Consider the following 14,304-nt stretch of genomic DNA (forward strand, 5'->3'; position numbering starts at 1 on the left):
TTTATTCAGTTTGTTTTGATGGTGTCGACTCTGTCGCAGGAACTGGTTCAGCACCTGTAGCTGGTTGAGAATATATTTCTTCTTCAGGTTTAGATTCATAACTGTTGTAGATATTATCATAAAAATCATCCAACGACTTCACCGGTTTTGAATTCTGAAAAGGCAAATCCAGATTTATTTTCCCGATTTCTAATTGATTATTTCTCAATTTCACAGGCGTTAAAAAAATCAAAGCAATCAGAATCACCCAAAAGTAGATGAAATAGCCCGCCGACTGTAAAATAGGACGCAACGTATTATGATTATCAACACTTTCCACAGTTGCAATCCCGAACACATTTTTGATTTCTTCTTTCTCAAAAACAGGTTCATTATTTTCTTTCACACTTGCTTTACCAATCAATAGAACTTCCATATTCTCTTTAAGGAGATACTGTGTGTAGCGCTTGTTTGAGGATTGATATCGCTCATCGATTTCAAAATCAATAAATTCAATTCCTTCAGTTATAACTTTAATTTGTCCGGATTTGTCTTGTACATAAAACGGTTTACAAATCGTTTCCGAAGATTCTAAAGAATAGGAGTCTTTTCCATCTTTATCCGTCGAAACAGTCTCTATAGTATAAAGAAATCCAATACATTCTTTTTTACCAATACGCGAAATCATCGGCTCAATCATCTTCACAGTTCCGGAAATCTCTGCCAAACCCATCGCAACAGAACGAATATTGGAAGTTGGTAAAGTTCTTTGAATTCGGTAAAATCTCTTCTTATTACTGGGTTTAAAAATCGAAGTTAAAAACGGAAGAATAATAAAAACAATCAGAATGAAATAAGGGACGCCCAACGTAAGAACAAAACCAAAAAACAATAATCCTGATACAGAATAAAGAATTTTTTTCCAAAGCGGAATTTTAGCTAATCCTTCTCTTTCTCTCCGCTCGCTTTCCTCTTTGGAACTTTGATAACCGCTTCTGATCATTGCATAGATCATCCCAACAATCCCCAAAACAAAAACCGAAAGAAACAAACCAACCGCTAATAAAGCTGCCAGCTTGTTGTCATATAAAGAGCAAAGACCTACAGATAAAGGATTTAGTACAAAAAAAAGCCATTTGGGTTTGAAATCAAACTCATATAATCCGACTAAAATAAAAGTGTGAAAAATAGCGACAAAGAAACTCATCAGCATCAGCATAACTATGAGACCTTTATCAACTTCTAGTGTGTTATAAAATGCAAGGAAGTCATCCATCAACGGTTAGTAGTTTTTTATTATTCCTGGCATCAACAAAAGTGCCAACTGTATTGATTTTACACGGATAAAGATATTTAATTTTAACCGATAATTGGAGTTATTGTAAATTTGTTTTAATTCTATGGACAAAACAAACATCAACAATTATTTCCATTCCTTATTTCCAATAGAAAAGGACGTTGTGGAAGAGATTACAAAAACTTTTACGCAATTTTCTATGGAGAAAAATACGATTCTCTTGGATAACGGAATTATCAGCACCAAAACTTATTTTCTGGAAAAAGGCTATGTCCGTTCTTATATCATCAACGAAGATAATGAAGAAGTTACAACCAATATCTTTTTTGCACCATGTTTCGTGAATGATTTTTTATCATTCTTCAAACAACAACCAACAAAAGAAATCTTCGAAACAATTACCGATTGTTCGTTTTGGGAAACCGGACTGGAAAATGTTCAGCAAAATTTTCATAACATTTCTGATTTCCGGGAATTCAGCAGGCTTTTATTTGTGATTAATTATTATCGACTGAATGACCGAGTTATTGAACTAACGAGCCAAAAAGCAGAAACCAGATATCTGAAATTATTGAAAGAACATCCTCATATTTTCCAGCACGTTCCATTGAAAATCATTGCTTCTTATCTCGGAATTACCAACAGTTCGCTCAGTAGAATCCGGAAAGAAATTACTAAAATCTGATTTTTTGTCATTTGACAATCGGACTTACGTTAGAAGTATTTTACTTTTGACAAAAAATTAATGAGAATGAAAAATATAGTAGTTGTAGGACTTGGCGGCGTTGGCGGTTATTTCGGGTTTAAGATCAACCAATTTAATGAAACTGCAAATCAGTTTACGGTTTCTTTCATTGCGAGAAATCAAACTTATGATATTGTAAAAAATAATGGATTGACATTACTTTCTCCGGAACATCCAAACAGTGTTACAAAACCGAATCACATCTTACAAAACATTAATGAAATTAATGATCCTGATCTGGTTTTGATTTGTGTTAAAGAATATGATTTGGAAAATGTCTGCAATCAATTGAAGCAAGTTATTACAAATAAAACCATTCTGCTTCCATTGATGAACGGTGCAGATATCTATGACAGAATCAGAAAAATTATTCCTGATAATACGATTCTGCCCGCTTGTGTTTACGTCGCTTCTCACATCAAAGAAAAAGGAATTGTAGAACATAAAGGTAAAGCCGGAAAAATGATTTTTGGAAAAGATCCAGCCCATCTTTCAACAGAGATTAATTGGATTAGTGAGCTGATGAAAAATAGTCAAATTGATTTCGATTTTAAAGATAATTCCTTTGCTGATATCTGGACCAAATTCTTTTTTGTATCGAGTTTTGGTTTGGTTACAGCCAAATATAATTCTTCAATCGGGACAGTCTGTACAGATGAAATTCAAAAACAGGAAACAACGGAAATAATGAAAGAAGTGAAACTGATTGCTGACAAAAAAGGGATTAATTTACCCGAAGATATTATAGAGAAAACCTTTGAAAAAGCAATGACTTTTCCTCCAGCCACTCCAACATCTTTACAACTGGACATCAATGTAAAAAAAGAAAATAGCGAGTTGGAATTGTTTGCAGGAGCCATTATCAATTACGGAAAAGAATTAAATATTGAAACACCTTTTACGGAGGAGATTTATAATGAATTAAAGGAAATAATTCAAAATAATAATTAGATTCATAAAGATTATAAAGCAGCAATATTTAGATGTGCTATAACAATAGATTCGCTACAAATTAACAGAGGGTTTTCTTAGCCATAAAAGATACCGGAAATAAAAAGAGGAGACCTTTTTGGGTCTCCTTTTCTGTATATCTAAAAGCCTATTGCTGGTAGGTTGCTCCCCAGCAGAGCCTACTTCCTCTTGGGCTTTGATACTAAATTAGTATTTTTTTTGTCTTATGTAATTTAAATACGTATAATTTCTGGGCAATATTTCTTCATTTGAGTCCCAAAATTTAGCAGTAACATCAGGCTGAATAGGGATAAGATGTTCTAAAGACTGTAATTTTTCCCAAGGCGTTTTTCCATTCAAAGAAGAGTGTGGTTTTTTCTTATTGTAAAACTCCTGCCATTCAACAGCTAAAGTATTTAAATTAAGATCTGGATCAGATAAATCCACTAGTGACCAGAATTCGGATTTGTCAGTCTGTTGGGTTCTTTCTACTTTACCATTTAAATGAGGGGATCTGGGCTTTATAGGTCTGTATTTGATAAAATGTTCATGCAGCTCATATTGGAAGGAGTAATTAAAAAATTCCGTACCCCAATCGGTTTGAATATGCTGTATAGGAAAATAGAATGTATCCAAAATTTCACCTAAAAAATGTATCGTACTTTCTGCTTTTTTATTAGGGTAAACTCTAATAACTTTCATTCTTGTGCAGTCATCAATAGCTGTAAATTGATAAGCCTTACTCCTGATTTTAGTAACATCCAGCTGAACTCTACCCCCTGGAACTTCTTTGCTGTATCTTTTGTAATCAGATTTTTTACGTCTTTTTACTACAGGATTAACTTTGTGTTTAAAGAGTACCCGCCAAACAGTCATTGCAGATAATGAAGTTCCCGTTCTGAGTAGATGGGTTGAGATTCTTGCAGCTCCCCATCTTTTTTTCTCTCTTAAATCGAGGATAATAGATTGAGTTTCTTTTGTAATCTTAGTATTGGTAAGGGTTTTAGGACGTCTTGACTTATCTGACAGTCCTTGTTCTCCTTCTTCTTTATACCTTTTTATCCATCGGTGAAGTGTTGATCTTGCAATTCCACAACGTAAAGCTGTTTTCGTTACAGATCCCGATTCTAAATAGATTTTAAGCCAATCTTTGCGAGCCTTTATTTGCTGTTGCTGTTTATTCATGGATAAAATTTTTAAACTTTACACCATAAATTTAAGTCATTTTTGTAGCGGATCTATTGATACTTTACAGTTTAATCTAAATGATTATTTAGCACCTGGCCAAACGCCATCGTAGGCTGAGTTGCCGTAATCTATTTTCTCTGCACTTACTACAAAGCTGATGAACATATTATCTTCGTTCAAAGCATCATAATCTACTTCGTGCTGGATAACGTATCCGTTTTCCCACTTCAGAGTTGTCAATGTTCCTTCTTCGTGAGACTTGTTGAAAGTGACTTCACCACTAGTTGGCTTGTACTTTCCATTTAATAAACTTTCCAAAATTCCTGAATCTTCAGTTGCTTCTACAGTGATTTTGATCAATGCGTTAGAAGGGTCTGATGCAACTCTACCGGAAACATCCGTGTTTCTTGATACACCGTAATTCAGTTTAAGGATTTTTTGTTCTGCACCGCCGTTGAATTTTAATACGGCTCTTGAATTGTTTGCCATGATTTCTAAAATTTAATTGTTAATATATTATATTGTGTATTAGTGTGTTCCTTAACTTTTATATACCAAAGATAGAACCACCTTCCAAAAAAATCAGTAGTAGAATTACTACAGTTCGAGAATTTTTTAATATAAAAAAGCTATCTATTTGGTTTTATTCAAAACACACAATTAATATTTTATTAACATAGAAAATTGTTTTAGGAATAAGTTTTGAATTCTAGAGAAAAAATTTAAAGATGCGATTCATAGATCATTATATCAGATCAATTTATTTTGTAGATGGTAAGATTGGAAAGGTAAAAATTAGTAATAAACTAATGTTTTTAGGAATTTTACATTTGCCACTTTTAATCTTTTGGTTTATCTGGAAAGGACTCTATGAAAAGGGGTAAAATTCTTTTATAATTTGAATCGATGATCTATAATAAATATAAAAAGCAACTTAAAAAGTTGCTTTTTGAATAGTCTCATTTTTTATTGTAAGCAACCCGCCATACAATTCCGCTTACATCATCTGCCACCAGCAATGATCCGTCTGCAATCTGCAATACTCCAACGGGTCTGCCATAGACATCTCCTTTAGCTTCATTGGCAATAAATCCCGTTAAAAAAGGTTTGTAAGGGCCAGAAGCTTTCCCTCCTTTAAATGGCACAAAAGCAACTTGGTAACCAACTAATGAAGAACGATTCCAAGAACCGTGCTGTCCGATAAACGCTCCATTTTTATAAGTTTCCGGAAATTGTGAACCTGTATAGAACGTCAAACCCAAAGATGCTGTATGACTTCCCAAAGGAACATCCGGAATAATAGTCTTAGCTATCAGGTCAGGTTTTTCGCCTTTTCTTCTTGGATCTTCATTTTTCCCGAAGTATGCGTATGGCCAACCATAAAACGTATCAGCTTTCACACTGGTTAGATAATCAGGAACCAACTCGTCTCCCAGTTCATCCCTTTCGTTAACCACTGTCCACAATTGTCCGGTTGACGGATTCCAGCTCATTCCAACTGGATTTCTAAGTCCTGCAGCATAAATCTTTTCTCCACTTCCATCAGGATTAACTTCCAAAATATTAGCTCTTCGCACTTCGTGTTCCATACCATTCTCACCAACATTACTACCCGATCCTACGGAGATGTAAATTTTAGTTTGATCTTTATTGCTGATGATATTTCTTGTCCAGTGGTTATTATACCCACCAGCAGGCAAACTCACGATTTTCTTTCCAGGTTTTGTGATTTTGGTATCACCTTGTTTGTACGGATAAACCCAAAGTCCATCAGTATTTGCAACATAGAATTGATCTTTTATGATCAACATTCCATAAGGCTGATTCAAATTATCTAAAAAAACAGAGGAAGATTCTGGGATACCATCTTTGTTGGCATCACGATAAAGAAGAATTCTGTTGGCAGATTTCCCACCTACTTCAGCATCACTTTTACCGCTGATATCATTTTTAATTTTTTCTGTAGCCGTACGTTCAGAATTGGAAAGCACTACGAAAATATCGCCATTATCAGCCTGAATCATATTTCTAGGGCTTTTGATATTCTCAGCGAAACGGCTTACTGTAAAACCTTCCGGCGCAATTGGTGTTTTATTTTCAGGCCAACCAATCACGTTACTGAATTTGTTCTTCGCACCTTTTTCATCCGGTGCTGGTAATTTTAAAGTATCGGTTTGAGTAGCAACTTCCGCACTTTCTCCGCTATTTCCTTTTTGATTTTTATTGTCTTTACAACTAACGACGAGTAATATAATTGCCGGTAATAGATAATTTTTCATAAATTTTGAAATGTGGTGTTAATTAATATTGACCTCAGAAATTACAAAAACCATTCCTTAAGGATTTGAATGCAATTACACATATTCTACTAAATATTAAAATTAAAACTGCGCTTCAACACCCATTACAAAGTTTCTTTTGGCTGCAGGATTGTAATATCGGTTTCCAAAAGCATTGATATCAAAACCTAAAACATAATCTGTATTATATAAATTCTGAATCATAAGACTTAGATTAAATCTGGTTCTATCAGCTTGCAAAGGAAATCTGAATTGAATATTGCCAACCAAACTTGATTCAGACCATACAGAATTAGCATCATTGAGAGGTAATTTTGAAGTATAGAAATGAGAATAATCGACAGATAATTTTTTGAAAAAAATGAAATTGATAAGCGAATTGATAGTTGTTTTCGGAACACCTGTCAAATCATTACCGGAGAAATCCTGCTCATTTTGTTTATAATTCTGAAATTTGAAATTGTAAAAACTTCCTGAAAAACGAAATCCCAATCGACTGAAAAAATCATTTTTCAAATCAAAATTTTTGGATTCCAACAGAACTTCAAAGCCTTTTTGAACGGTTTCTCCTGCATTGACAAAATATTCTTGTCCAGACTCATTTTGCCTTCTTACAATAGCATCTTTCATTCGGAAATCAAAATAACTTCCCTCAAAAAATATAAAATTTCCAAATTGTTTTCTGATTCCAATTTCTTTATTCCAGCCATATTCCGGATTCAGATTGGCATTGAACTCCTGTGTCGATGAGCGGATTTCCTCGTTGGTTGGTGCGGAATTCCCTTTTCCAATTTTTCCCCGTATAGAAAAACCTTTAGTCAAAATATAGGTAACTCCAAAATTAGGCAAAAACTGATTTTTGAATCTTGCATTCCCATATTCTGTTTCCGGATAAAGCCTTTGCCAATCGTAAGAATTGGAATTTAAACTGACAGAAATATCTGTAAATAATTTTTCGTCGAAATTCAATTTTTGAGAAAGGAAATAGAATCCCGAAGTATTTTTGATTTTGTCAAAATTCTGTGGATCGTCTTCCACCCCTCTGTTATTATCAAAATTCTTAACAAAAATATCATTAATTCCACCTTCGAATCCCAGTCTGTAAGCTAACGAAATTTGATTCCAATTTTTCTCATAATTGAAATGTGTTCTTAGCGCAAAATTCTTTTCAAATCGATTTTCGAAGTTGGTAATAAAGGGATTTTCAAAATCAACATAAGAACCTTGAACCAAAATAAAATGGGAAAAATTGGAACTAAATTGATAATCATTGGACAAGCCTGCCAAAATCATTTTATTTCGGATTCCTGCCTTTTGTTCCTTCGAACCAAGGATTGTTGCTGTCGAAGGTCTCGCCTGCTTTCTATTATTTTGCATCTGCTCCAAAGTCAATCCACCAGGTGTCTGATAATCCAAATCCGAATACAACAACATCATTTTCGCAATCGCTTGATCAGAGTATTGATAATTATCTTTAACAAAAAACTGTTTCCGTTGGACTTTGGATTGTTCTCTATAAGAATCGGTTTGGTAGTAATTTTGGAAAACCTCAAAAAAATGCTTTCCCATTTGCTTAGAAAAGTCAAAATTTTGATTGAAAGTGCCGTAACTTCCAGTGGATAAATTAGCTGACAAGTTATCCTGATTATTGGTTTTGAGGAGTAAAGTTCCACCTGTCATCGCTCCGTAATCGCCACCTTCGGGGCCTTTAAAAACTTCCATTCGGTTAATTAAAGCTGGAGAAACTACATTGAAATAAGTATTGCCGGAAGCATCAGATAAAATAAAATCATCAAGATAAACCTTCACATTGCGAATACCAAAAGGTGACCTTAATGTGCTTCCACGAAATGAAATCCTGTAACTTCCCGGCGAACGTTCTTCCATTCTTGCACCTGGAACTTGATTGATAGATTCCAACATCCGTTCAGGTGGATTTTGATTGATAAGGTTTTCGGAAATTACAGCAACCGATTTTGTAGAAGAGATGTAAGTTGTCGGTTTTTTATAGGCATCAATTTTAACTTCAGAAATCAGATTTGTTGAATCTGCTACTTGAGAATATAAAATTGAAGTGGTAAAAAAAGAAAGAATTAAGTATTTTTTTTTCATTGCAAAAGACTAAGCAAAAACTATACTTTTTCTTAACTTATAAAAGATAACTCAAAATAAATTTGAATTAAGTGAAAAAAAATCCCCGTTTATGACAGGGATTTTTTTTTGGTAAAGATTATTTCTTTGATTCTTCAACAGAAACTTTACGGAAATCTTTGAAAAGCTTGCTCAACTCCAAAGCTGATTTTCTCGCTCTTGTCCCAGCTGCTTTGTTTCCTTTTTCAGCTTGTTGTTCTGCCTCTTTGCTGAAAGCTTCAAATTCAGCATTAATCTTTTCGATTAGTTCTTTCATAGTAGTAAGTATTAAATAAGGTGCAAATATAATAGTTTGACGCATTCTACAACTATGATTCGTGATATTTTAATTGATTTTACGCTTAATTTTATTGATTCTAATGATATTTTTTCACTTTGAGTCTTATAATTCGTCCAAAAATTTTTACAAAATCGGATTTGTATGATTTTTGGTAATAAACTCTGTATCATTAATTATATAAAAATCATGCTTAAAAAAGGAGACAATGTAAAATGGAAATTTCAGTATGGCGAAACCTATGGTGTAATTACTAATATCCATACCAAGGATTTTATATTTATGAACATACAAAGAAGAGCTTCTGAAGAAAATCCCCAATACGAAGTAATGAGCGAAAAGACAGGCAAAACAGCCGTTCACAAAGCTTCTGCTTTGAAAAAGATATGATTATCAATTACAAAAATTCTTTCGGCAGTTCAATATTATTATTCTTCATAAAATCCAGCAATTCATTATACTTAGTTTCATAATGACCACCGCCGCATTGGTCAGAAATACTACAAATGTCTGATGGTTTGATATCCAAAATCGCTGAAACTTTGGTCAGAATATCAAGATTAATTTTCACTTTAGAATTCTCTATATCAGAATAAGCTTTCTGTGAAATTCCCATTTCAAAAGCCATATACTCCTGAGTAAAATCTCGGTCTCTTCTTATTTTTCTGATATTTTTCCCACACAATTCCATGATTTCGATTTTAGTAGTTTTCGGTATAGTTTAGAAGTAAATCTATTAGTAGTACACAAAGCTACAAAATACCTTTGTCAAAATATAATAATGGATGTATGATATTTATTTCCGTCAACAAAGCATTCGGAAAAATGCTTCGAAATAAAATTATCCTTGACCTCAAAACGTACATATGGAGACACAAAAATTTCATTATGACAACAATATTGTCAGAGCATTTCTCTATGCCACTGTAACATTTGGAATTATTGGTTTTATCTTGGGCCTTACAGCAGCCTTGATGTTATTTTACCCCGAATTGCCAGAATTTTTATTCGGAACAGATGACACCACTATCCAAAGTTTGCGTAGCGGTAATATCCAGGGTTTGATTAATTCTCAAGGTGCAATGGGATTTGGAAGAATCCGAATGTTACATACCAGCGCGGTAATTTTTGCCTTCGTCTGTAATTCTTTTTTCTGCGGCGCTTATTACAGTATGCAGAGGTTGCTGAAAACCAGAATGTACAGCGATACACTTTCTTGGATTCATTTCTGGTCCTGGCAATTGATGATTATTGCAGTTGTTATTACTTTCCTTATGGGAATCAACACTTCAAAAGAATATGCTGAACACGAATGGCCAATTGATATTTTGATTACCATCTCTTGGGTGATTTTCGGAATTAATATGTTCGGTACGATTCTGAAAAGAAGAGTCAGACATTTATACGTTGCAATTTGGTTTTATATCGGAACTTGGATTGCCGTTGCGATGCTTCATATTTTTAATAATCTGGAAGTGCCTTTGTCATTCACCAGTTGGAAATCGTATTCAGCTTACTCAGGCGTTAAAGACGCTTTAGTCCAATGGTGGTACGGTCATAATGCGGTTGCATTTGTATTGACGACGCCAGTTTTAGGTTTGATGTATTATTTTTTACCAAAAGCAGCAAATCGTCCTGTATTTTCTTACAAATTATCCATTATTCACTTTTGGTCTTTGATATTTGTTTATTTGTGGGCAGGTCCTCATCATCTTCAATATACTTCTTTGCCGGCTTGGGCTCAGGCAGTTGGAACAGGATTTTCAATTATGTTGATTGCTCCATCTTGGGGAGGAATGTTGAATGGATTATTAACCTTACGAGGTGCTTGGGACAAAGTCCGAGAAGAACCAATTCTGAAGTTCTTTGTAGTTGCAGTTACCTGCTATGGGATGGCAACATTCGAAGGTCCATTATTAGCGACAAAATCCTTAAACAAAATTGGACATTATACAGATTGGGTAATTGGCCACGTGCATTTGGGAGCATTGGGTTGGAATGGATTTATGGCCTTCGGAGTTATCTATTATTTGGTTCCAATGATGTGGCAAAATGAATTATGGTCTAAAAAACTCGCCAATTGGCATTTCTGGTTAGGAACTTTGGGAATTATTTTCTACGCTGTTCCAATGTACATCGCCGGTTTTACGCAAGGTTTAATGTGGAAACAATTCAATCCAGACGGAACTTTGGTTTACAAAAACTGGCTGGATACAGTAACCGCTATTCTACCTTACTTCAAAATGAGATTTTTAGGTGGAATATTATATCTCGCTGGTGCAGTTTTAATGGTTGTTAATGTCTATAAAACAGCCAGAAAAGGTTCATTCTTAAAAAATGTGCCCGCTGAAGCTCCGGCTCTCGCCAATGTCAATCAAAGTAGAAAACAAGGTGAAGGTTTCCATCTTTGGCTGGAAAGAACACCACATCTTTTATCAATTTTAGCATTTGTTGCAATTGCTATTGGAGGAATTGTCGAAATCATTCCAACTCTAACAATGAGCAGTAATATTCCGCAAATATCAGCAGTAAAACCATATTCGCCGCTTGAGCTGGAAGGTCGAGATCTTTACATTCGTGAGGGTTGTAATTCCTGCCACTCTCAAATGATAAGACCTTTCCGTGATGAGGTAATGAGATTCGATGGAAAAAACGGACAATACTCAAAAGCTGGAGAATTTGTTTATGACAGACCATTTTTGTGGGGTTCCAAAAGAACTGGCCCGGATCTCCACAGAGAAGGACAAAGAAATCCAGATTCTTGGCATTTTAAACATATGTATAATCCGAGAATCACATCGGCAGGTTCTATTATGCCACGTTTTCCTTGGTTAATTACCAACAAATTAGACCGTTCTCAAATGGTCAATAAATTAACATTAATGAAAAATAGTTTTGATGTTCCTTATACAAAAGCTGAAATCGATTCTGCAAATCAATGGGCGGATAATCAATCCAAAGCGATTGTAAAGAGAATCTTTTCTGAAGCTGCAGATTTGAAAGGTCAAATGGAAGCGGAACGAAAATCAAAAGGAAACGATTTTGTCCCATTCGAACAAAGAGAAATCATTGCTATGATTGCCTATCTACAAAGATTGGGAACGGATATCAAAACCACAGAAATCAAAACTGCAAGTGTAGAATAATAACCGTGAAAACTTAATAAAATGAAAACAAGAACTCCCTTATCAATTGGTATTGCAGCCACATTAGGTGTAACTTTTATCATCTTCGAATTGTCCGATAATTCCAATTATCTATCCTCTCCTTTCTTTTGGGGATTGTTAGTTGTCATTATTTTTCTTTTTTTGATAATGAATTCTATTGGGGATTTGGTAGAAGACGCCCGATTCAAAAATTTATCAAACGAGGAGAAAGAAAAATATCTGAAAGAAAAAGCAATACCCTATTTTCAGAAACTTTGGAATTCAGCTTTCAAAAAACAATCAGCAAGTGAGGAAAAAACTTTGCTTATCGATCACGGTTTTGATGGTATCACAGAACTTGACAATGCTTTGCCAAAATGGTGGATTGGATTGTTCTACGGAACCATTATTTACTGCATGGTTTATCTGTTTGCTTTCACATTCACAGATTATGCCCATCCCGATGTAGAATATGAAGTTGAAGCTAAAACTCAACTCGCTTCAATCAAAGAGTACGAGAAAACTGCTCCAGCGATAGATATTGAAACAGCAGTTTACAGCGCTGACAATATTGCAGAAGGCGAACAGATTTTCAAAACCAACTGTATATCTTGCCATTCAGATTCCGGAAAAGGCGGCATTGGTCCCAATCTTACCGATAAAAACTGGATTAACATCAAACAAAAAAGTCTTTTCAAAAATGTATTTTGGATGCTGGAAAATGGTTCTCCTAATAATCCTACAATGCGACCTTTCATCAAAGACGGAATCATCACAGGCAGAGATGCAGAAAAAGTTGCGGCTTACATCTATCACATCAATCGTGAAAAAGCGCCAATTACAGAAGCTCAAGGCGGTGCTGCTCCACAAGGCGAAGAAGCGCATTGGGAAGAATAAAACTTATATCGAAAGTATGTTAGTAGGTCAGCCTAAAGCAAAAAATATAACTCCTGTCAGTAGAATGGTTATAAGTGTTTTTGATTTCATTGGTTTGAGTTTTTAATTAAGTTTTTTCAATTCTACCAATCCAAAATGCAGCCAAACTCCGAAAAACCCTGTTTTGGTTAAAAATGTTCCTTCTTTCTGAAAATCTACCGTTGTATCTGGTTTTGTCTGACAAATGAAAAAATGACCGCCATCGATACAGTTCATTTTTCCTTCCTGATAAAGCCTTGTCCAACCGAATTCTTTGTATTCATCATCCTTATCTTCAGGATTAAAAATAAACCGGCGAACCACTTCTGAGTCTCCCCTTTTATCTTTTTTGGAAATAACTGTCCATCTTTTCAAATCAACCTCAAATCTGGAAGGAACATTTTCGGGTTTTACATCTTTGGTTTTTGCAATCACTAATGTATCTAAAGCTGTTTTATCATCTTTCACCGAATAAACGGCGTAACTCCCACTCCAGATGTCTGCTTCAGAAGTATTTTGCGCTTTGAACAGAAATGAAAAATTCAATAAAATAAAGGTCAGTATTATTTTTCTCATTTGTTATTTTTTTTAATTCTATAAATTAAGAAGCGAATAAAAGCCAGAAGAGCCAAACAGCCCAAAAGAACAATCGTAAAAAGCTGGAAAAATGCTTCAGCAACATCCTGACTTTCCCCATCGCAATAGACTATATCGCCCCAAATATCAACTCCTTTTTGGCCTTCATACATCGTTTTGTCACAAGCGCAATATTCCGGGACGACAATTCCAAGATAGAACAGTAAAGCCGGAATAGAAATGAACAAAATCAGAACCGCAATGATTTTCAGAAGGTGAATATAATCAGCTTGTTTCATTTCTTTTGAGAATTGATCGATAATTAATTATAAAAATTACAAGAACAGACATTGTCAGAATGGGAAATAAGCTACAATACAAAGTTGCAAACAACTCCTCGGTCAAAAGATAAGTACTCCACGATGATTCTCTATCTACAAAAATCTCGTAATTCCAAAAGAACCAGGTCGCTGCTGTAAAAAATAATTCTGCCGCGATTTTTAGAAATCTATTATTGATTTTTGATATAAATGAAAAAATTAATGAAAGCAAAATTCCCGTAAGAATCGAATACAAAAATATATCCTCAAAGAAACTACATTCTAAACAATGGCTTGAAGTATTGTCCGACAAAAATCCCATTGCCCAATAAACCTGTAAAAACGTTCCTGCAAAAATGACAAGAAAGTAAAACGTTGAATTCTTCAGGAAAGGTAAAATTCTCATTTATAAAAGTTAGTTCTTAAAAATTCAAATCAGCTGAAACTTTGATATTCATA

At 34.5% G+C, this 14,304-nt stretch carries 15 protein-coding genes; 5 read left to right on the plus strand and 10 right to left on the minus strand.

Annotated elements, in window-relative coordinates; all coding sequences use genetic code 11:
* Position 1: 1 nt before the first annotated feature.
* The gene (locus KI430_RS05555; RefSeq protein ID WP_248877271.1) at positions 2-1,255 is read right to left on the minus strand and encodes a hypothetical protein; all 1,254 of its coding nucleotides are present in this window, start codon (positions 1,253-1,255) and stop codon (positions 2-4) included.
* A gap of 124 nt (positions 1,256-1,379) precedes the next feature.
* Here KI430_RS05555 and KI430_RS05560 point away from each other — a divergent pair, with 124 nt between their 5' ends.
* The gene (locus KI430_RS05560) at positions 1,380-1,961 is read left to right on the plus strand and encodes a Crp/Fnr family transcriptional regulator (protein WP_248877272.1); all 582 of its coding nucleotides are present in this window, start codon (positions 1,380-1,382) and stop codon (positions 1,959-1,961) included.
* 66 nt (positions 1,962-2,027) lie between these two features.
* Positions 2,028-2,972 (plus strand): ketopantoate reductase family protein, encoded by a 945-nt coding sequence (locus KI430_RS05565; RefSeq protein WP_248877273.1) that lies wholly within the window; start codon positions 2,028-2,030, stop codon positions 2,970-2,972.
* A gap of 207 nt (positions 2,973-3,179) precedes the next feature.
* On the opposite strand, the gene KI430_RS05570 is transcribed toward KI430_RS05565, so the two are convergent.
* From KI430_RS05570 to KI430_RS05590, 5 genes are all read right to left on the minus strand, one after another.
* Entirely contained in the window at positions 3,180-4,157 is a 978-nt protein-coding gene (locus tag KI430_RS05570) for an IS481 family transposase (protein WP_248877274.1), read from the minus strand.
* Positions 4,158-4,241: 84 nt separating this feature from the next.
* Positions 4,242-4,649 carry a type VI secretion system tube protein TssD gene (gene tssD, locus KI430_RS05575; RefSeq protein WP_074233857.1) on the minus strand — a complete coding sequence of 136 codons (408 nt, stop codon included), beginning with the start codon at positions 4,647-4,649 and terminating at the stop codon, positions 4,242-4,244.
* A 470-nt stretch (positions 4,650-5,119) separates the two neighbouring features.
* Complete coding sequence (locus tag KI430_RS05580; RefSeq protein WP_248877275.1) at positions 5,120-6,439, minus strand: PQQ-dependent sugar dehydrogenase; 1,320 nt, start codon at positions 6,437-6,439, stop codon at positions 5,120-5,122.
* A gap of 102 nt (positions 6,440-6,541) precedes the next feature.
* Positions 6,542-8,572, minus strand: a complete 2,031-nt coding sequence (locus tag KI430_RS05585) for a TonB-dependent receptor (RefSeq protein ID WP_248877276.1) — start codon at positions 8,570-8,572, stop codon at positions 6,542-6,544.
* 118 nt (positions 8,573-8,690) lie between these two features.
* Complete coding sequence (locus KI430_RS05590; RefSeq protein ID WP_074233830.1) at positions 8,691-8,867, minus strand: histone H1; 177 nt, start codon at positions 8,865-8,867, stop codon at positions 8,691-8,693.
* A 210-nt stretch (positions 8,868-9,077) separates the two neighbouring features.
* Here KI430_RS05590 and KI430_RS05595 point away from each other — a divergent pair, with 210 nt between their 5' ends.
* Entirely contained in the window at positions 9,078-9,278 is a 201-nt protein-coding gene (locus KI430_RS05595; RefSeq protein ID WP_248877277.1) for a DUF2945 domain-containing protein, read from the plus strand.
* 7 nt (positions 9,279-9,285) lie between these two features.
* Here the strand turns inward: KI430_RS05595 and KI430_RS05600 are convergent, their stop codons facing one another.
* Positions 9,286-9,579 (minus strand): helix-turn-helix domain-containing protein, encoded by a 294-nt coding sequence (locus KI430_RS05600; protein WP_248877278.1) that lies wholly within the window; start codon positions 9,577-9,579, stop codon positions 9,286-9,288.
* A 175-nt stretch (positions 9,580-9,754) separates the two neighbouring features.
* Between KI430_RS05600 and ccoN the strand changes: the two genes are divergently transcribed.
* On the plus strand, positions 9,755-12,034 hold the full coding sequence (gene ccoN, locus KI430_RS05605) for a cytochrome-c oxidase, cbb3-type subunit I (protein ID WP_248877279.1): 2,280 nt from the start codon (positions 9,755-9,757) through the stop codon (positions 12,032-12,034).
* A gap of 21 nt (positions 12,035-12,055) precedes the next feature.
* Entirely contained in the window at positions 12,056-12,931 is an 876-nt protein-coding gene (locus KI430_RS05610) for a cbb3-type cytochrome c oxidase N-terminal domain-containing protein (protein ID WP_248877280.1), read from the plus strand.
* A 102-nt stretch (positions 12,932-13,033) separates the two neighbouring features.
* Here the strand turns inward: KI430_RS05610 and KI430_RS05615 are convergent, their stop codons facing one another.
* From KI430_RS05615 to KI430_RS05625, 3 genes are read right to left on the minus strand one after another with little or no spacing between them, the layout of a single operon-like run.
* Positions 13,034-13,525 (minus strand): phosphate ABC transporter permease, encoded by a 492-nt coding sequence (locus KI430_RS05615; protein WP_248877281.1) that lies wholly within the window; start codon positions 13,523-13,525, stop codon positions 13,034-13,036.
* Positions 13,522-13,824, minus strand: coding sequence for a hypothetical protein (locus tag KI430_RS05620; RefSeq protein WP_248877282.1), 303 nt, complete (start codon positions 13,822-13,824; stop codon positions 13,522-13,524). Before KI430_RS05620 ends, KI430_RS05615 begins: the two co-directional genes overlap by 4 nt.
* Positions 13,811-14,251: a hypothetical protein gene (locus KI430_RS05625; RefSeq protein WP_248877283.1), complete on the minus strand. Its 441-nt coding sequence runs from the start codon at positions 14,249-14,251 to the stop codon at positions 13,811-13,813. The genes KI430_RS05620 and KI430_RS05625 overlap by 14 nt, the downstream gene beginning before the upstream one ends.
* Positions 14,252-14,304: the final 53 nt, after the last annotated feature.

This window comes from Epilithonimonas zeae (assembly GCF_023278365.1).
GTDB lineage: Bacteria > Bacteroidota > Bacteroidia > Flavobacteriales > Weeksellaceae > Epilithonimonas > Epilithonimonas zeae_A.

What these genes read in the sequence shown, in the direction of transcription:
- KI430_RS05625 (WP_248877283.1), bottom strand. Translation starts at nt 14,251, where the DNA reads ATGAGAATTTTACCTTTCCTGAAGAATTCAACGTTTTACTTTCTTGTC.
- KI430_RS05595 (WP_248877277.1), top strand. Translation starts at nt 9,078, where the DNA reads ATGCTTAAAAAAGGAGACAATGTAAAATGGAAATTTCAGTATGGCGAA.
- KI430_RS05620 (WP_248877282.1), bottom strand. Translation starts at nt 13,824, where the DNA reads ATGAAACAAGCTGATTATATTCACCTTCTGAAAATCATTGCGGTTCTG.
- tssD (WP_074233857.1), bottom strand. Translation starts at nt 4,649, where the DNA reads ATGGCAAACAATTCAAGAGCCGTATTAAAATTCAACGGCGGTGCAGAA.
- KI430_RS05555 (WP_248877271.1), bottom strand. Translation starts at nt 1,255, where the DNA reads ATGGATGACTTCCTTGCATTTTATAACACACTAGAAGTTGATAAAGGT.
- KI430_RS05570 (WP_248877274.1), bottom strand. Translation starts at nt 4,157, where the DNA reads ATGAATAAACAGCAACAGCAAATAAAGGCTCGCAAAGATTGGCTTAAA.
- KI430_RS05590 (WP_074233830.1), bottom strand. Translation starts at nt 8,867, where the DNA reads ATGAAAGAACTAATCGAAAAGATTAATGCTGAATTTGAAGCTTTCAGC.
- KI430_RS05585 (WP_248877276.1), bottom strand. Translation starts at nt 8,572, where the DNA reads ATGAAAAAAAAATACTTAATTCTTTCTTTTTTTACCACTTCAATTTTA.
- KI430_RS05580 (WP_248877275.1), bottom strand. Translation starts at nt 6,439, where the DNA reads ATGAAAAATTATCTATTACCGGCAATTATATTACTCGTCGTTAGTTGT.
- ccoN (WP_248877279.1), top strand. Translation starts at nt 9,755, where the DNA reads ATGGAGACACAAAAATTTCATTATGACAACAATATTGTCAGAGCATTT.
- KI430_RS05610 (WP_248877280.1), top strand. Translation starts at nt 12,056, where the DNA reads ATGAAAACAAGAACTCCCTTATCAATTGGTATTGCAGCCACATTAGGT.
- KI430_RS05615 (WP_248877281.1), bottom strand. Translation starts at nt 13,525, where the DNA reads ATGAGAAAAATAATACTGACCTTTATTTTATTGAATTTTTCATTTCTG.
- KI430_RS05560 (WP_248877272.1), top strand. Translation starts at nt 1,380, where the DNA reads ATGGACAAAACAAACATCAACAATTATTTCCATTCCTTATTTCCAATA.
- KI430_RS05565 (WP_248877273.1), top strand. Translation starts at nt 2,028, where the DNA reads ATGAAAAATATAGTAGTTGTAGGACTTGGCGGCGTTGGCGGTTATTTC.
- KI430_RS05600 (WP_248877278.1), bottom strand. Translation starts at nt 9,579, where the DNA reads ATGGAATTGTGTGGGAAAAATATCAGAAAAATAAGAAGAGACCGAGAT.